Source organism: Nitratireductor aestuarii (genome assembly GCF_014641695.1).
In the GTDB taxonomy this organism is placed as follows: Bacteria; Pseudomonadota; Alphaproteobacteria; order Rhizobiales; family Rhizobiaceae; genus Chelativorans; species Chelativorans aestuarii.
Genome location: NZ_BMIF01000012.1, coordinates 19,034 through 35,415, shown reverse-complemented (window position 1 = coordinate 35,415; position 16,382 = coordinate 19,034). Strand labels below are relative to the sequence as shown.

16 protein-coding genes are annotated in these 16,382 nt (G+C 61.1%); 10 read left to right on the top strand and 6 right to left on the bottom strand.

Annotated features, from left to right (window positions below; genetic code table 11):
- Window positions 1–4: 4 nt before the first annotated feature.
- The 4 genes from IEX27_RS16860 to IEX27_RS16845 form a co-directional block, all read right to left on the bottom strand.
- A complete protein-coding gene (locus IEX27_RS16860) occupies window positions 5–1,510 on the bottom strand; it encodes a tripartite tricarboxylate transporter permease (RefSeq protein ID WP_188722253.1) in 1,506 nt (501 codons plus the stop codon).
- A gap of 2 nt (window positions 1,511–1,512) precedes the next feature.
- Window positions 1,513–1,974, bottom strand: coding sequence for a tripartite tricarboxylate transporter TctB family protein (locus tag IEX27_RS16855; RefSeq protein WP_188722252.1), 462 nt, complete (start codon window positions 1,972–1,974; stop codon window positions 1,513–1,515).
- A 158-nt stretch (window positions 1,975–2,132) separates the two neighbouring features.
- Window positions 2,133–2,906, bottom strand: coding sequence for an AraC family transcriptional regulator (locus IEX27_RS16850; RefSeq protein WP_210315554.1), 774 nt, complete (start codon window positions 2,904–2,906; stop codon window positions 2,133–2,135).
- A complete protein-coding gene (locus IEX27_RS16845; protein WP_188722251.1) occupies window positions 2,903–3,208 on the bottom strand; it encodes a putative quinol monooxygenase in 306 nt (101 codons plus the stop codon). Before IEX27_RS16845 ends, IEX27_RS16850 begins: the two co-directional genes overlap by 4 nt.
- 266 nt (window positions 3,209–3,474) lie before the next feature.
- Between IEX27_RS16845 and IEX27_RS16840 the strand changes: the two genes are divergently transcribed.
- The gene (locus IEX27_RS16840) at window positions 3,475–4,173 is read left to right on the top strand and encodes a glutathione S-transferase N-terminal domain-containing protein (RefSeq protein WP_188722250.1); all 699 of its coding nucleotides are present in this window, start codon (window positions 3,475–3,477) and stop codon (window positions 4,171–4,173) included.
- Here IEX27_RS16840 and IEX27_RS16835 read toward each other — a convergent pair.
- Window positions 4,170–5,237, bottom strand: coding sequence for an ABC transporter ATP-binding protein (locus IEX27_RS16835; RefSeq protein ID WP_188722249.1), 1,068 nt, complete (start codon window positions 5,235–5,237; stop codon window positions 4,170–4,172). The two genes, IEX27_RS16840 and IEX27_RS16835, sit on opposite strands and share 4 nt — an antisense overlap.
- Before the next feature lie 90 nt (window positions 5,238–5,327).
- On the opposite strand from IEX27_RS16835, the gene IEX27_RS16830 reads away from it, so the two are divergent.
- The 7 genes from IEX27_RS16830 to IEX27_RS16800 all read left to right on the top strand — a co-directional run bounded on the left by IEX27_RS16830 (window position 5,328) and on the right by IEX27_RS16800 (window position 12,483).
- Window positions 5,328–6,488, top strand: a complete 1,161-nt coding sequence (locus IEX27_RS16830; RefSeq protein ID WP_188722248.1) for a mandelate racemase/muconate lactonizing enzyme family protein — start codon at window positions 5,328–5,330, stop codon at window positions 6,486–6,488.
- Window positions 6,485–7,189, top strand: a complete 705-nt coding sequence (locus tag IEX27_RS16825) for a GntR family transcriptional regulator (RefSeq protein WP_188722247.1) — start codon at window positions 6,485–6,487, stop codon at window positions 7,187–7,189. The genes IEX27_RS16830 and IEX27_RS16825 overlap by 4 nt, the downstream gene beginning before the upstream one ends.
- A 24-nt stretch (window positions 7,190–7,213) precedes the next feature.
- The gene (locus tag IEX27_RS16820; RefSeq protein WP_188722246.1) at window positions 7,214–8,512 is read left to right on the top strand and encodes an ABC transporter substrate-binding protein; all 1,299 of its coding nucleotides are present in this window, start codon (window positions 7,214–7,216) and stop codon (window positions 8,510–8,512) included.
- Window positions 8,513–8,579: 67 nt separating this feature from the next.
- Window positions 8,580–9,437: a carbohydrate ABC transporter permease gene (locus tag IEX27_RS16815; protein WP_188722245.1), complete on the top strand. Its 858-nt coding sequence runs from the start codon at window positions 8,580–8,582 to the stop codon at window positions 9,435–9,437.
- Window positions 9,438–9,439: 2 nt separating this feature from the next.
- Window positions 9,440–10,300, top strand: coding sequence for a carbohydrate ABC transporter permease (locus IEX27_RS16810; RefSeq protein WP_188722244.1), 861 nt, complete (start codon window positions 9,440–9,442; stop codon window positions 10,298–10,300).
- A gap of 18 nt (window positions 10,301–10,318) precedes the next feature.
- Window positions 10,319–10,744, top strand: a complete 426-nt coding sequence (locus IEX27_RS16805) for a GlcG/HbpS family heme-binding protein (protein ID WP_188722243.1) — start codon at window positions 10,319–10,321, stop codon at window positions 10,742–10,744.
- A gap of 29 nt (window positions 10,745–10,773) precedes the next feature.
- On the top strand, window positions 10,774–12,483 hold the full coding sequence (locus IEX27_RS16800; RefSeq protein WP_188722242.1) for a GMC family oxidoreductase: 1,710 nt from the start codon (window positions 10,774–10,776) through the stop codon (window positions 12,481–12,483).
- Here the strand turns inward: IEX27_RS16800 and IEX27_RS16795 are convergent.
- Window positions 12,480–13,409 (bottom strand): LysR family transcriptional regulator, encoded by a 930-nt coding sequence (locus tag IEX27_RS16795; RefSeq protein WP_188722241.1) that lies wholly within the window; start codon window positions 13,407–13,409, stop codon window positions 12,480–12,482. The genes IEX27_RS16800 and IEX27_RS16795 overlap by 4 nt on opposite strands.
- A gap of 113 nt (window positions 13,410–13,522) precedes the next feature.
- On the opposite strand from IEX27_RS16795, the gene hglS reads away from it, so the two are divergent.
- Window positions 13,523–14,920, top strand: a complete 1,398-nt coding sequence (gene hglS, locus IEX27_RS16790; RefSeq protein ID WP_188722240.1) for a 2-oxoadipate dioxygenase/decarboxylase HglS — start codon at window positions 13,523–13,525, stop codon at window positions 14,918–14,920.
- A 4-nt stretch (window positions 14,921–14,924) separates the two neighbouring features.
- Complete coding sequence (locus IEX27_RS16785; RefSeq protein ID WP_244630419.1) at window positions 14,925–16,376, top strand: FAD-binding oxidoreductase; 1,452 nt, start codon at window positions 14,925–14,927, stop codon at window positions 16,374–16,376.
- The last annotated feature ends 6 nt before the right edge of the window (window positions 16,377–16,382 follow it).

The following is a 16,382-nucleotide window of genomic DNA, read 5'->3' as shown; positions in this document are numbered from 1 at the left end:
TCGCTCATTCCTCTTCGACAAACACTTCCTTCCGCCGTCGGGCGATAGTCGGTCGGCCAACAATGATCAGCGTGACAACGGCGATTGCCAGCAGAACTGCGCTGATGGGCCGGGTCACGAACACGCTGAGATCGCCGTTCGAAATCAGCATCGCCCGCCGCAGATGCTCTTCCAGCATTGGCCCGAGAATGAAGCCGAGGATGAAGGGCGCGGGCTCGCAGTCGAGCTTCATGAGCATATAGCCGATGCCGCCCGCGACGGCGACCAGATAGACAGAGAAGGCACTGTTCGACACCGAATAGACGCCGATGCACGAGAAGGCGATGATCGCCGGAAAGAGAACCAGGTAGGGCACGCGCAGGAGCGACACCCACAACCCGATCAACGGAAGGTTGAGGAATACCAGCATCGCATTGCCGATCCACATTGATGCGATCAGACCCCAGAAGATGTCAGGGTTGCTGGTGATGACGCTCGGTCCCGGCTGCAGGCCCTGCATGATCATCGCGCCGATCATCAGCGCCATGGTGGCGTTGGATGGGAGGCCCAGCACGAGCATCGGAATGAATGAGGTCTGCGCACCGGCATTGTTGGCGGCTTCCGGGGCCGTCACGCCTTCGATTGCGCCATGGCCGAACTCGGCTGAGTTGGGTGAGGACTTCTTCTCAATGTTGTAGGCAACGAAGGATGACAGCAGCGCTCCTCCGCCGGGCAATACGCCCAGCAGCGAACCGATTGCCGTGCCGCGCACGGCGGGCCCGATCATACGGCGCAGGTCCTCACGAGAGGGCCACAGGTTCTTGGCCGCCGCAATGGCGCGGCGTGAAGATTCACCGACCTCCAGATTGCGTACGATCTCGCCAAGCCCATAGACGCCAACGGCGATCGCCACGAAGTCGATCCCGTCATACATTTCGATGAAGCCGTAGGTGAAGCGCGGTGCGCCCGTATAGACGTCGGTTCCTGTAAGCCCAAGCAGAAGACCCAGGCAGATCATTGCCATCGCGCGCAGGATGGAACCCGATGCGAGGGCGATGGAGGAGATGAGCCCGACCAGCATCAGCGAGAAATATTCTGCCGAGCCAAAGCTCATGGCGATCGACGTGAGAGGTTTTGCGACCATCGCCACGAGCACGGTTGCGACCGTTCCGGCAAAGAACGAGCCGATGGCCGCTGCGGCGAGCGCCGGCCCGGCCCTGCCTTTCTTGGCCATCTCGTAGCCATCGATCGTGGTGACTGCACTGGAGGATTCGCCCGGCAGGTTGACGAGGATTGCCGTGGTGGACCCGCCATATTGCGAACCGTAATAGATACCGGCCAACATGATCAGCGAATGGACAGGGTCGAGCCCGAAGGTCAGCGGCAGGAGCATCGCTGTGGCAGCCAACGGCCCGATTCCGGGAAGAACGCCGACGACGGTGCCAAGCAGCGCGCCGAAGAAGCAGTAGAGCAGACTGACGGGATGAAACGCGACGGAAAAGCCAAGAGCCAGATTGTCGAGAAACTGCATCTCTACCACTCTCCGAACGCTGGCCCGATCACCGGGATCGGAACACGACCTGCGTAGGCGAAGACCAGCGTGCAGAAGACCGACAGGCCGAAGCTGATGGCAAGGATGCGCGGGACTGTGGCCCCGGGGTAGGCAAAGGCCGCCACCGCAGTGGTCACGAATACGGCGGGGAACATCCCGATCTCTTCAGCCACGGTGGCAAACACGACGGGAGCGCCCATGATCAGAAGCAGCGGCCGCCAAGGCACCTTCCCGATGGGTGTTTCACCGGGGGTTACCAGCGAGCGACCCATCATCATCGCCCCAAAGACGAAGATGATGGCAGACAGTACGATCGGGAAGTAGCCCGGCCCCATGTTCAGCGCGGTTCCGATGTCGAGGCTGCTCCACGCCATCAGGCCATACAGCAGGCCAACGGCCGCAAAGAACAAGCCGGCCGCCCCCTCCTTGGGATTCTTCAGCATCATCCCTCCCGATGCGCTGTGCAAGGCCCGAACATAAGCTCCGGCCTGGCTCCTCCATCCCTTTCGCTTCGCCATCCTGAAACGAAATACGCATTGGCGAACAATTAAAGGGAAGCGTCAGCGGCGTCAAGTTGCAGGCCTTGCCTCAGGGCGCCTCATCAGCCGGACGCGAAACCAGCCCGATAGGCCGTGGGCGTCTCGCCCGTGAAGCTGCGAAAGGCGGCGTTGAACGCTGACAGGGACTGATATCCCACGGCCAAAGCGACTTCGGTGACCGGCGCTCTCGTCTCCGCCAGCATCTCAATGGCGCGGATCATCCGCATTTTCTGGACGATCTGCCCCCAGCTCAACCCCGTCTCGGCGGACAATTTACGCGCAAGGGTTCTCGGTGTCTGCCCCGTCATCTGCGCGATCTCTTCGAAATGGATGCCCGCTGAAAGGCGCTCCTCCGTGAGGGCAAGCGCCCGCACGACACCACTGCTCCTGCCTATAGGCATGGTCGCTCGACTTGGCTTCTCCGCAAGGCGCCACGATATCATCTGCAACGTCCGGAACAGTGTCCGCCCGTACTCGGACAAGGGTTCGCCCTCGTCTGCCAGTCGACCGCATTCCAGCAGGAGTTCACGCGCGAGCGGTGTCGTCTCGAATACGGAAAGTGCCGATGTCGGCGCAGGCGCAAAGCTGGTCGAAAACAGCACCGAGCAGACGGACATCTTCTGCTTGAGCAGGAGGCGCACTGGCGTGCCGGCTGCAACCAAAGCCGCTCTTGCCGGCGGGAGCGACCAGGCCGCTTCCCCCGCTTCCAGCCGCATGGCGCCGGCAGACGCATAAAGAAGATAATGGTGCTGGATCTGGAACTCACGTGGTGGCTGCGGCAACAGATCCTGGCGGATACAATGTGCCTCAGCTACGGAGACAACACGCTCATTCACCCGCGAACCTCCTCCAGGTTTTCACTTTGCAGTCGCCGGCTGACCGGCGGCACCGTCATCGCCGGACGCAGAATTTGCCCCATCCGACTGAACAGGTCAGACGAAGCATAAGCGCGAAAGTGCTCGAGTGTCTCCCATTCATGCATGATTCCGATATGCGCATTGTTTTCGCTGTCCATAAATGCGCGGTAGCCGAGGTTGCCACCGAAATTCCGCGCCTCAGCCAGCAATGGCTGCAGGGCCGTAAGTAAACACAAGCGGCTTTCCGGCAGCACTTCAAAGTCGATGATTGCGATGATCATGTCTCATCCTCTGAAACGAGTTGGTGATGCCTGATCATCGTCGAGACGACGTGGCGGCGCTTGCGCCGAAAAGTCAAAAACAGGCGCAAAACGGACAAACGGTGAATTACGCGGCTGGGCATAAGCACCCAGGCGGTGATTGCCTATTCCTCATTCTCCGGCGAACATGTCGGCAAGGGGCATCAGATGGCGCTGTCAACGCGCGCTGCGACCATTTCCTTCCAGGGGGGGGGAGGACGGTGCATTGAATGGATAGATGACAACGAATGACAATTGTTCTTTACGAGCTTGTTGGGGCGGAGGAGACGACGCGGTTCAGCCCATTCTGCTGGCGGGCGCGCCTGGCGCTGGAGCACAAGGGCCTGGCATTCGAAACGGTGCCCATCCGCTTTTCCGACAAGGCGCTTCTCACCTTCTCCGGGCAGGACAAGGTTCCAGTCATCAAGGATGGCGACAAGGTCGTGTCGGACTCCTGGGAGATCGCGAACTACCTGGAGGATACCTACCCGGATCGCCCCACTCTGTTTCCGGACGGTGACGGCCGGTCCCTCACGCGGTTCGTCACCAATTGGGTGGACACGGCGCTTCATCCGATCCTGGCGCCACTGCTCACGCCGATCACCCTTGAGCGCATTGCCGAGTGCGACCGTGCCTATTTCCGCGAAAGCCGTGAGCAGCGTTTAGGCAAGCGGCTGGAGGAGCTTTCCCCCGGCGAAGAGTTGGTGGTGCGCAACCTCCGGACCGCGCTTGCGCCGCTCAACTGGACGCTGTCCGCCTCACCCTTCCTCGCGGGCGACGCACCGGGTTATGCGGATATCGCCCTCATGGGAAGCTTGATGTGGGTGCGATCCCTGAGCGCCATCCGGTACCTGACGCCCGACGATCCTGCCTACGCGTGGCGCGAGGGTTTTCTGCGCCGGCTTGGAGCGGATTCCGCCCGCCTTTTCGGATATGATTGGAGCTAGATCTGCACCCTCGCAGCAATACGTTGCGACGAACGCGGGTCAAAGAGGTGAGCTCTTCCCCCGAGGGAGACCGGCATGGTCTCCCCGACTTCTTGCGCAATCCGGTCATGGAAGACCGCGGTGACCTGGGACTCACCCAGGCTGAACACCACATGCGTGTCCGATCCGGTCGGCTCGATGAGTTCGATGGGTAGGGCAAGCTCACCACCGAGCGTAAAATCTTCCGGGCGGATGCCCAGCATGGCCTCCCCGCCATGGTTCCAGCGGTTAGCTCCGACATTGATGGCGGGCCCATTGCGGACGGAGAAGTTGCCCGTGGCCGGATCGTAGCTGCCGGGGATGAAGTTCATTGCGGGGGAGCCGAGGAAGCCCGCAACGAACATGTTGGAGGGCTCGTCATAAAGCTCCAGCGGCGTGCCCACCTGCTCCACGTTGCCTGCGTTCATGACGACAATGCGATCCGCCATGGTCATGGCCTCGATCTGGTCGTGCGTCACATAGACAGTTGTCGTTCCAAGACGCCGGTGCAGAGACTTGATCTCGGCGCGGGTATGGACACGAAGCTTCGCATCGAGGTTTGACAGCGGTTCGTCAAACAGGAACACCTTTGGATTGCGCACGATCGCCCGGCCCATGGCAACGCGCTGGCGCTGGCCGCCGGAAAGCTCCTTCGGATAGCGCTGCAGAAGGTTTTCGAGGCCGAGCATGGCAGCAGCTTCCCGAACTCTTCGGTCTTTCTCGTCCTTCGCCACCTTCCTCAGCCGCAGTGAGAAGCCCATGTTGTCCGCCACCGTCATGTGCGGGTAGAGCGCATAGCCCTGGAAGACCATGGCGATGTCGCGGTCCTTGGGCGGCACGTCATTCATGCGCAGATTGCCGATGAACAGGTCACCGCCCGAGATCTGTTCCAGCCCGGCGATCATGCGAAGAAGCGTGGACTTGCCACATCCCGACGGGCCTACCAGCGCCACGAACTCCCCAGGCTCTATCGCAAGGTCGATCCCATGGATGACCTCGAGATTTCCATAGGCCTTGCGCAGCCTCTGGATGGAGATGTCGGTCATTGGCTGCCTCCCAGTTCCACCACAAACCCTATTGACGAACGAACATAACGGTCGCATACAATTTGTAAATTATAATTTATAGGAATGGCAATGAAGATCGCATCGATCCGGGCGCTGCCGCTCGAGGCTGCCTTTGCGGATATTTTTGGCGGTGAAGGTCAGGTGCCTCCGCAGCTCAAGACGCCGGCGGCCCATTTCCGGCGCATTCCGCGCCGCGGGCAGTACAGCACGCTCGTTATCGTTGAGGCGGACGACGGGACGATCGGCTACGGCGAGTGCTTCGGGCTCCCGCACCCGCTTCAGACGACGGCGCTGATCAATGAGATCATCGCGCCGGCCATCATCGGGTCGGTCGTTGATGATCCCTATGCCATGACTTCCGACTTAAGGGCGTATTTCTACGCCCTCGGGCTGACGAGGGGGGCGGCAATGGAGGCGTTGAGTGGCGTCGACATTGCGCTGTGGGACCTCGTCGCCCGTTCTAAAAACCAGCCGCTAGCTGTCACGCTGGGCGCCACACCGGGACCGGTCAACGTCTATGTGAGCCCCGTCCCCTTCCGCGAGACGCCCGCCGAGACAGCAGCCGAGCTGCGGGAATACAAGCGTCAGGGTTACACCGCGTTCAAGCTCAAGATCGGCCGCGGGGTGAAGGTCGACCTCGATCATATAGAGGCCGCGCGCGACGAGGCCGGTACCGCGCCGCTCTATCTGGACGCCAACTGCGCCTACCAGGTGGACGAGGCAATCGAGCTTGCGCGCCACCTCGACCGCTACGACATCGGCTGGCTTGAAGAGCCGATCAATCCGGACAATCCCGAAGGTTTGCGCGCGGTGCGCAAGGCATCTCCGGTTCCAATCGGTGCAGGCGAGAACGAGTTCACGCAGGAGGCTTACGCCGCACTCATCAAGGCCGAGGCCGTTGACTTCATCCAGTGCAACATCGGGCGCGCAGGAGGCGTGACGGGACTGTTGCGAACCGGCGAGCTCTGCCGCAAGAACGGAGTAAAGCTTGCGCCGCACGGCGTCGGCGCCTGTGTTGCTGTTGCCGCTTCCCTTCATGCATGCCGCGCAGCCGAGGCTTTCGTGACCTATGAGGTCAACCGCCTGCTCAATCCGCTGCGCGACAAGCTCGGTCTGTTTTCGGTTGAACTGAAGGACGGACAGCTGATCGCAGCCGACCGTCCGGGCCATGGCGGCGAGCCTAACCTTGAGCTTCTGGACCGCTACATTCTTCGGCAAAGGGCGGCATGATGGCTCCAAGCGCGCTCATCGACAGTTCCCCGCGTCTCGGCGAAACGCTCGCGGAAAGCGTGAGGAACAGGCTCGTCAGCCTGATCATAGGCGGGCAGCTGGAGGAAGGTGAACGTCTGTACCCGGAGCAACTGGCCGCGCGCTTTGGCGTGTCGATCACGCCGGTTCGTGAAGCGTTGATGCAGCTGGCCTCCGAAGGTTTTATCGAGAGCATCCAGCGCAGGGGCTTTCATCTGCGCGTGCCGACCGCCGAGCAGATCCGCAATGTGGCTGAGGTGCGGCAGTCGCTCGAACTTTGTGCGGGGGAACGCGTGATCCAGCGTCTCAAGGAGGGGGCGCTGGATCACGCCGTGCTCGACCGTCTCGATGAGCTGCAGCAGGCGCAGCTGCGCGACGCCGCCCATATGGACCACGCGACCAAACTGGAACTGAACGCCAGCTTCCATACGACCATCATCGAACTGGCAGGAAATCCAATTCTTGCATCCATGTACCGCAGCCTTCAGCCGAAGGTGGTTGGCGGGTTGGTGCAACGCGGCCTCGATACCTGGCGGACGCGCGTGGAGTTGGAGGGTGAGGAGCACAAGGCCATCATCGACGGGCTGCGGGCGCGGGATCTGGAGGCCTACGGCGCTGCCGTTCGCGCCCACATTTCCCGCTCGCTGAAGGATGCCTTGGGAGACCATGATCTGAGGAAATAGCAACTGCTTTTCAGGGAGGAAGCAATGTTGAGAAGGAAGACTGCACGACTGGTAATGGGCGCCGCCATTGCGGTCACGGCGCTATGGTCCACGACTGCCATGGCTGAAACCGTGCGCATGTGGACCTTCCTCAACCCGGAAGGAACAGCACCGCGCGAAGTCGCCCTGGCGCAAATCGTCAAGGACTTCGAGGCGGCCAATCCTGACATCGACGTTGTCGTGGAGCCGCAGGTCTGGGATCAGATGACGCCGAAGTTCCTCGCCGCGCACGGCTCCGGCTCCGCGCCGGATGTCATCTGGGTGGTGACCGACTTCCTGGGCGACGCGATCCAGTCCGGTTCGCTTGCGGACCTGAACGAACTTCTCGTCAACAACTGGCCAGAGGAAAAGAAGGCTGACTTCAAGGATGCATATTGGGACCTGACCTCCGTCGACGGCAAGCAGTACGGCATCTTCACGTCGCGCAACTATATCTCGCTCGTCTATCGGCCGGACCTGCTGGCAGAAGCGGGGATCAATCCGGAAGATCTGAAGACCTGGGATGACCTTCGCGCCGCAGCCGAGAAGCTGACCGTGAAGGACGCCAGTGGGAACGTGACGCGTTACGGGTTCTCCGCTGCCTATAGCGAGCAGCAGGCAGATCCGCATCCGATGATCCCGCATATCCTTGCTTCGGGAGAGCCGCTGTTTCACCCGGACGGCAAGGCCAACTTTGCCTCGGACGCCGGCGTCAAGGGCCTCGAGTTCTACACGCAAATGATCAAGGACGGACTCTCGCCATCGCAGGCGGCGACGTGGACGGTCGATGACCTTTTCGAGCAGTTCGCCTCGGATCGCATTGCAATGATCCAGGGTTCTGCCGTCCGTATCTCGACCCTGCAGTCGAAGCTTGGCAAGGACAAGGTTTCCATGTCGCTCTGGCCCGGCGTTGAAGCCGGCAAGCACTCCCCCGCCGTCATGGCAGGCTGGTCCGTCGGCATCTGGTCAGGCAGCAAGTCGCAGGAAGCAGCCGCGAAGTTTGTCGACTTCATGCTTGCCGATCCGGGCGACAAGCTCTGGACGGAAGTTGGCGGCCAGATCCCTGGCATGAAGTCCACGCTCACCGAGCTCAAGGAGTTCATTTCCCAGCCGGGTAATGAGTATCTGAGCGTGGCGGCAACCGGCGCGGCGGAAGCAGGCTGGCTGAGCCCGATCGAATTCTCGGTGGGCGGTTACCGTCAGGCGCTAAACCGCGCCACCCAGCAGGTGCTTGTCGAGGGCAAGGACATCAAAGCCGCGCTGACGGAAGCGGAAGAACACTTCAACCGCCAGAACGGCCGCTAGACGAAACTTTTCGCAGAACAGCTGACAGCTCCATATGGAGCTGTCAGCCCAATTTTCACGGTGCTTGATGACGTCTCGCTCCACTGGGCTGCTCTACATAGTCCCAGCGTTCTCTGCCCTTTTGCTGGTCCTGTTTTCACCCGTCTTCTACGGCGTATGGTTCAGTCTGCACCATATCCGCTTTGGGACGGTCGGAAACTTCGTGGGCCTGAGGAACTATTCCTATCTTCTCACGGACCCGACCTTCTCGGGGACCATCAGCAGAACAGTCTTCCACACATCGCTCTCGGTCATTCTCACCGTCGCCATCTCTCTCGCGCTGGCGCTCTGGGTGCACAGCCTGCCGCCGCGCCGTGGCTTCCTTGTGCAGATGATCGTCATCATCCCCTGGATAACCTCGACCGTCGTCGCAACGCTCCTGTTCAAATGGGTGTTCGTCAGCGACATCGGCATGGCTATGTCGATCCTGCGCATGCTTAACCTGCCTGACATCCAGTTCCTCAACGATCCGAATTCGGCCATGGGATTGCTGATCGCTGTTTCCGTCTGGAAGCGGCTGGGCTACGCGCTGATCATCCTGCTGGCCGGTCTCAAGTCCATCCCTGAAGACTACATCGAGGCGGCGTCTCTGGATGGCGCCGGTTCCTGGCAGACCTTTCAGCACATCATCCTGCCGCTGCTCAAAACACCGCTCCTGCTGGTGGTGATCGTGCTCACCCTTTCCAACATCAACACCGTCGAAAGCCCCCTGGTGCTCACTGGCGGCGGGCCGGGCTCGGCAACGCGCATTCTCGCCATAGACGTCTTCGACCGCGCCTTCGTGAACTACGACCTTGCCTCCGCCACCTCACTCGCGCTCATCATGTTCCTCTGCAACGTGTTGCTCGTGCTGGCCTACGTGCGCCTTTCGAAGTGGAAGGTATGATCATGAAGTCAGCAGCAACCATGCCACGCAGGAACCTCGTTCCCTGGAAGGGGATGCTCGTCGGCCTCCTCTTCGGCTGCCTCGTCGTGCTCAATCTGGCGCCGCTGATCTGGGGCTTTCTTACCTCGCTGAAAAGCGAGGCGGATCTCTTCCGCTTCCCCCCTACCCTTTTCGACTTCGAGCCGACGCTGGAGAACTACCGCCGCGTCTTCGCAAGCGGTTTCGGTCAGTCTCTTGCGGTGTCCCTCACCTACAGCACGATTACCGTGGTCATGGTGCTTCTATTGGGCGTGCCGGCAGCCTATGCCTTCGATCGGTTCGAATTTCCCGGCCGGAAACCGCTTCTTCTCCTGGTTGTAGCAAGCATCCCGCTGTCGCTCGGGGCGGCTGCCCTGCTCATCCCGAACTACATCTATTTTCTGAAGCTTGGCCTCACGAACCACTTCTATACCTTGCCCCTGATCTACACGGCCCACCAGCTTCCGATGGCGATCTGGATCATCAAGGGCACGATGGAAGGCATTCCGCGCGAGCTGGATGAGGCGGCAATCGCCGATGGCGCGGGGCATTTCACCATCCTGCGGCTGGTCATCCTGCCCCTCATCCTGCCCGGACTTGGCGCGGCTGGCGTCATGGCCTTCGTTGGATCGTGGAACGAGTTCGTGGCATCGACGGTGATGGTGGACAATCCGGCGCTGCGTCCGGTCCAGCCCGCGATCTACAACTTCATCGGCTATTTCGGCCGCGAATGGGGGCCGCTTTCCGCAGCCGCCATTCTGGGCATCCTGCCGATCCTCATCGTCTTTACCCTGCTCGGTCGCCTGATCGTGTCCGGCCTTACCAAAGGTTCGGTCAAGGGCTGACCATTTCTGGAGATTATTATGCTGACCAAACAGACGCTTGGCTATGAGGCCGCGGAAAAGGTTGCCAGCTGGGCGGCAGAGAAGGCCGCTCAGATGGGCGTGCCCCAGAACATTGCAGTGGTGGACGATGCGGGGCATCTGATCACCTTCCGGCGCATGGATGGCGCGAAGTTCTTTTCCATCGAGATCGCCATGACCAAGGCCTACGCTGCTGCCGGCTTGCGTGTAGCCACGCACGTCGTCGCGCCAAAAACGCAACCCGGGATGCCCGGCTACGGCGCGCAAGCGCTTAACCGCGGCAAGTTCACAACGCTCGGCGGCGGTTTTCCCCTTGTCTTCAATGGCGCGGTCGTCGGCGCCATCGGCGTGAGTTCAGGCACGGTGGAGCAGGACACAGAAGTCGCCGAATACGCAGCCCGGCGCTTCAATGAAGAATTCCAGTAAGCAGCCCGAGAAGCATTGAGGAACCACGAGTGTCTACCTGGGACTACATCATCATCGGCGGTGGCAGCGCAGGCTGCGTTCTGGCCAGCAGGCTTTCTGAAAATCCTCGCCTCACGGTCCTGCTGATCGAGGCTGGCCGCGACCTGAAGCCGGGGGAGGAAGGCGATGCAATCCTCGACACCTACCCCGGCAGGGCCGCGTTCGACCCGCAGAACCATTGGGATGGTTTGATGGTCAACACCCGGCCGTTCCTCCACAATTCCCATGAACCGCCGGCCAAGAAGAAATACGAGCAGCCAAAGATCATGGGCGGCGGCTCCAGCATCAACGGCCAGATCGCCAATCGCGGAACGCCCGAAGACTATGCCGAGTGGGAGGAGCTCGGGGCAAGCGGTTGGGGCTGGCAGGATGTGCTGCCCTACTTCAAGAAACTCGAGCGCGATCTGGACTTTGACGGGGAACTGCACGGCAAGTCCGGGCCTATCCCGATCCACCGCATCCCTCGTTCAAAATGGCCGGAAGTATCGTTGGCGACAGAACGGGCACTGACCGAGCTGGGTTTCCCCCCGATCGGCGACCAGAACGCTGTCTTCACCGATGGGCATTTCCCAATCCCATTGTCGAACAACGCCGGCGAGCACCGCGTATCTACCGCCATGGCCTACCTGACGACGGAGGTGAGAGCGAGACCGAACCTGACCATCATGTCGAACACGCAGGCCGACACGCTGATCCTCGAAGGCAGGCGTGTCGTGGGCGTGCGGATAAGCCAGGGCTCAAGCATAAAGGAGTTGCGCGCTCGCGAAGTAATTGTTTCCGCAGGCGCGCTCCAGTCACCAGCGGTGCTCATGCGCTCCGGGATTGGCCCACTGACTGAGTTGAAACGCGTTGGCATAGAGCCCGTGCATGTCCTCGACGGAGTCGGCAAGAACTTGCAGGAGCATCCGGGCATTGCGCTATCGGCGTATATACGCCGCGATGCGCGGCTGAAGCACACACGCCGCCATGTCCATTTGGCGCTGCGTTATTCGTCCGGAGTGGAGGGCTGCGGGCAAGGTGACATGTTCGCGATGATGGCCACGAAATCCGCGTGGCATCCGCTTGGTGTGCGTCTGGCTTCAATGATCGCCTGGGTGAACAAGGCGGAGGCACGCGGATACGTCCAGCTTGCCAGCAAGGATCCGCTACAGCCTCCGACGGCTGAACTCAACTTCCTCGGCGACTATCGCGACATCGAGCGCCTTGCCGGCGCGGTGAAGCTCATGGCCCGCGTCTTCATGAGCGATGCGCTATCTAGCCTGCTGTCACACCCCTCGCCTTCGAGTTACTCGGGCTTTGCGAAAAAGCTCGGGCGGCAGACGGTGAAAAACTTCCTGCTGACAGCTCCGACGGCCGTCATCATCGACGCAATCCCCTATGCCCGGAAGCTCTTCATGGACATAGCCGTCGCCAACGGGATGAGGATCGACCAGCTGCTGGAGGATGATGAGGCGCTGAAGGATTACGTGCGCAACAGTGCATTCGGACAGTGGCATGTCTGCGGCACATGCAAGCTCGGCTCTCCCGATGATCCGGAGGCCGTTACGGAACCCTCAAGCGCGCGGGTCATTGGCGTCGACGGCCTGCGGGTTGTCGACGCATCCATCATGCCGACGGCGCCGCGCGCCAACCTGAATATTCCGGTGATCATGATTGCGGAGAAAGTCTCGGCTGCCATCCTGGCAGAAGAACTTGCTTAGGGTTGGCCTTCTGGGACATCGGCGGGCATGGGCTTTCCAACGAGGCTCAACATCCAATCCTGAAACGTTCGGGCGAGGCGGTTTTCGCGACCGCCTTCCGGAAGCACCACGTAGTAGTTGTTCTCGGTTGTAAGCGGGAGGTCGAACGCGATCCGCAGGCTTCCCGCATCGAGCTCGTTCTCGATCAGGTACGACGGCAGCAGAGCAACGCCCAAGCCGCGCAAGGCAGCCTCGATGATCATCGAAAATTGGTCAAAGCGACTTCCGCGATAGGCATTTTCGTTCTCCGTCCCGTAGCGCTGGAACCACTCGGCCCAGAGTTTCGGGCGCGTTGTGAGGTGAAGCAGGGGGACGGAATCGAGGTTCTGTGGTGCGGCTACTTCGCGTCTGTCGAGCAGGGATGGCGCCGCCACCGGCAGGATCACCTCACTGCACATATAAGTACAGGTGGCACTAGCCCAGACCGGCTGGCCGTAATGGATGGCGAGGTCGATACCCTCACCCCGTAGGTCAAAGGGTGCCGAACGCGAAATGACGCTGACCGACAGACCCGGATGCGCGCCGAGGAAATGCGGCAGTCGCGGCATGAGCCATCGATTGCCGAAGGTCGGCAGGCAGGCGACCGTCAGGGTGCCGCCACCGTCCCCCGCCGCGCGCGCCTTGATGGTCAAATCCTCGAGCTGTGATAGAATGCGCTGCACGTCGGGCAGGATCTGCCGTCCCGTCACCGAGAGATGCACGCGCTTCCTCACCCGCTCGAAGAGGACGACACCAAGCTGCACTTCAAGTGCCTGGATCTGCCGGCTGATGGCACTCTGAGTCAGGTTCAGCTCCGCTGCCGCCTTGGTGAAATTGCCGTGGCGCGCGGCAGCCTCAAAAGCCTGGAGCGTGGCAAGGTCCGGGATAGACGCACGAGAGAGGTTCATTCCGTATCCGCATCAAAACAGTCTGAATTAGCATGAGATATCACGCCCTGGAGCGCTTATCATACTAAAACAGAATGTTTCATCCAAAATGTCCGCAGGGCCTTTCGATAACCATGACCAATGCACGCTTCGTCTCGCCTGACGAGATCCGCTCAGCTTTCTCCGCCGCCATGTCGGCGATGTATCGCGACGAGGTGCCCGCCTACGGCACGCTCATGAGCCTTGTCGCACAAGTCAATGAAGAGACGCTCGCCAACGATCCGGCGCTGAAGGAGCGGCTGGCGGCCACTGACTCGCTTGCCCGCATTTCGGAAGAGCGGCATGGCGCCATTCGTCTCGGCACGCCGGCGGAGCTCGCAATGATGCGCCGCGCGTTTGCGGTAATGGGCATGTTCCCGGTCGGCTATTACGACCTCTCCACCGCAGGTGTCCCGGTCCACTCGACCGCCTTCCGCCCGATCGAAGACGAAAGCCTGAAGCGCAATCCCTTCCGCGTCTTTACCTCGCTCCTGCGTCTCGACCTCATCGCAGATGAGCAGTTGCGGGCCGAAGCGGCCGCCGTGCTCGCCGAGCGCCGCATCTTTACGGATGGCGCGATCTCGCTTGTCGAGAAGGCCGAGAGCGAAGGTGGTCTCACGGAGCCGGACGCCAGAAAATTCGTCGCCGAAGTGCTCGAGACCTTCCGTTGGCACGACCGGGCCATCGTCAGCGCCGACATGTACAAGCGCCTGCACGACGCCCATCGTCTGATCGCCGATGTCGTTTCCTTCAAGGGCCCGCACATCAACCATCTGACACCCCGCACGCTCGACATCGACAGCGTTCAGGATCGCATGCCTGCCCATGGCATCGCGCCCAAGGCTGTGGTTGAAGGCCCGCCGACGCGGAAATGCCCGATCCTGCTGCGCCAGACGTCGTTCAAGGCTTTGGAAGAGCCCGTGTCCTTCATAGGCGAGGACGGCGAGTGGAAGAAGGGTTCACACACCGCGCGGTTCGGCGAGATCGAACAGCGCGGCCTCGCCCTGACGCCGAAGGGCCGTGGTCTCTACGACAAGCTGCTGAACGACACCCGCGCACTGGTACGCCCAGCTGCCGACGGCTCCAATTCTGCCGAGTACGTGGCGGCGCTGGCTCAGGTCTTCCAGGCGTTTCCGGATGATTGGAATGAGATCCGCAAGGCTGGCCTCGGTTATTTCCGCTACAGCCTGACAGCCAAGGGCGAGGCTGCAGCCGGGTACAAGACGGATCTCGAAACCGCCATTGCAGAGGGTTTCGTCCAGTTCGACCCGATCGTCTACGAAGACTTCCTGCCAGTCAGTGCGGCTGGCATCTTCCAGTCGAACCTTGGCGACGACGCAACGCAGGAGTTCACCGCCAGCCCGAACCAGGTCATGTTCGAGCGGGATCTGGGAGCATCGGTGCTGGATGAATTCGCGCATTATGCGGCGATCGAGCGGGCATCCATCGAAGCCTGCCTCTCGGTGGTCGATCTCGCCATGGCAGCGGAGTAACGGCGTGACCGCAACGGATCATATCCAGGCGCTGCGGGCCCTGCTCGGCGAGAAAGGTTTGCTCGCCGATGCAGCCGACAGGGTCGCCTATGAGACCGGTGCGCGCTACGACCAAGGGCGGGCGGCTTTCGTCGCGCGTCCTGCTTCCACGCAGGAGGTTTCGGCAGTCGTCTCCTATTGTGTCAGGAACGGCATCCATCTGATCCCGCAATCCGGCAACACGGGTCTCGTGTCCGGCTCGACCCCGGATGGCACGGGTACGCAGGGTGTGCTGAGCCTTGAGCGCTTGACTGCACCTTTCGATCTCGATCGAGCCAACCGGAGCGTTCACGTCGGCGCTGGCATGCGGCTGTCGGATCTCAATGCCAAACTGGAAGAGCATGGCCTGTTCTTCCCGATCGACCTTGGGGCAGATCCGCGCATTGGCGGCATGGTTTCCACCAACACTGGCGGCTCGCGGTTCCTGCGTTATGGCGACGTCCGCCGCAATACCCTTGGCCTCAAGGTTGTTCTGGCGGATGAGGAAGGAACGATCCTCGATCTCTCCTCCTCGTTGCGCAAGAACAACACGGGCGTCGACTGGAAACAGATCTTCATCGGCACCTCGGGCGCCTACGGCGTCGTCACCGAATGTGTGCTGAACCTCGAACCGCTGCCGCGCCAGACGGCGACAGCGATCCTGGTGCCATCTGATCCCAAGGATGTTCCGGAACTGTTGCTGGCGCTCGAAGAGGCATTGGGTTCTCAGCTTTCGGCACTTGAAGGCATGTCCGATAATGCCGTGCGCGCAGCGCTCGACCATGTACCGTCGCTGCGCAATCCATTCCAGGCAGGCACCATTCCTCCCTTCTCACTCCTGCTTGAGATCTCGCGCAGCAACGCGCCTCTGAAGGGCGAACAGCCGCTCGACCAGATGCTGGAAGAGGTGCTTGGCTCGATCTGGGAAGGCGAAAATGCACTTCTCGCCGATGCGGTCATCGGCAAGCCGCACGAAGTGTGGGCGCTTCGGCACGCGCTTTCGGAAGGCGTCAAGAATTCCGGGCGATTGATCGCCTTCGATCTGGCTTTCCGGCGGGCCGACGTCATGCGCTTCCTGGATCACATGAAGGAGCATATGCCATCGCGTTTCCCGGGCGTGCAGATCTGCGATTTCGGGCATATCGGCGATGGAGGCGTCCACTTCAACCTGGTTGTGCCTCGCGATGACCCTCGCGCAGCCGACCCGACCTTTGAGGACAGTCTGCGGGCATGGGTTGTTGACGTCTGCGTCAAGGACTTTCACGGTAGCTTCAGCGCCGAACACGCGATTGGACGGAAGAACCAGGCCTTCTACAATCACTACACACCTGCCGAGCTGCAGAGGCTCGGGGCAGAGTTTAAATCCATCACGTCGCCCGGCCTACTCGGGTCGGTCGAATTCGGAACGCCGGCGTCGAAGACAGCCGCAATACTTTAAGACTAC

Coding starts and splice junctions, on each gene's coding strand:
- IEX27_RS16795 (WP_188722241.1), bottom strand. CDS start 13,409: ATGAACCTCTCTCGTGCGTCTATCCCGGACCTTGCCACGCTCCAGGCT.
- IEX27_RS16840 (WP_188722250.1), top strand. CDS start 3,475: ATGACAATTGTTCTTTACGAGCTTGTTGGGGCGGAGGAGACGACGCGG.
- IEX27_RS16835 (WP_188722249.1), bottom strand. CDS start 5,237: ATGACCGACATCTCCATCCAGAGGCTGCGCAAGGCCTATGGAAATCTC.
- IEX27_RS16820 (WP_188722246.1), top strand. CDS start 7,214: ATGTTGAGAAGGAAGACTGCACGACTGGTAATGGGCGCCGCCATTGCG.
- IEX27_RS16815 (WP_188722245.1), top strand. CDS start 8,580: ATGACGTCTCGCTCCACTGGGCTGCTCTACATAGTCCCAGCGTTCTCT.
- IEX27_RS16810 (WP_188722244.1), top strand. CDS start 9,440: ATGAAGTCAGCAGCAACCATGCCACGCAGGAACCTCGTTCCCTGGAAG.
- IEX27_RS16830 (WP_188722248.1), top strand. CDS start 5,328: ATGAAGATCGCATCGATCCGGGCGCTGCCGCTCGAGGCTGCCTTTGCG.
- IEX27_RS16860 (WP_188722253.1), bottom strand. CDS start 1,510: ATGCAGTTTCTCGACAATCTGGCTCTTGGCTTTTCCGTCGCGTTTCAT.
- IEX27_RS16855 (WP_188722252.1), bottom strand. CDS start 1,974: ATGCTGAAGAATCCCAAGGAGGGGGCGGCCGGCTTGTTCTTTGCGGCC.
- IEX27_RS16805 (WP_188722243.1), top strand. CDS start 10,319: ATGCTGACCAAACAGACGCTTGGCTATGAGGCCGCGGAAAAGGTTGCC.
- IEX27_RS16825 (WP_188722247.1), top strand. CDS start 6,485: ATGATGGCTCCAAGCGCGCTCATCGACAGTTCCCCGCGTCTCGGCGAA.
- hglS (WP_188722240.1), top strand. CDS start 13,523: ATGACCAATGCACGCTTCGTCTCGCCTGACGAGATCCGCTCAGCTTTC.
- IEX27_RS16845 (WP_188722251.1), bottom strand. CDS start 3,208: ATGATCATCGCAATCATCGACTTTGAAGTGCTGCCGGAAAGCCGCTTG.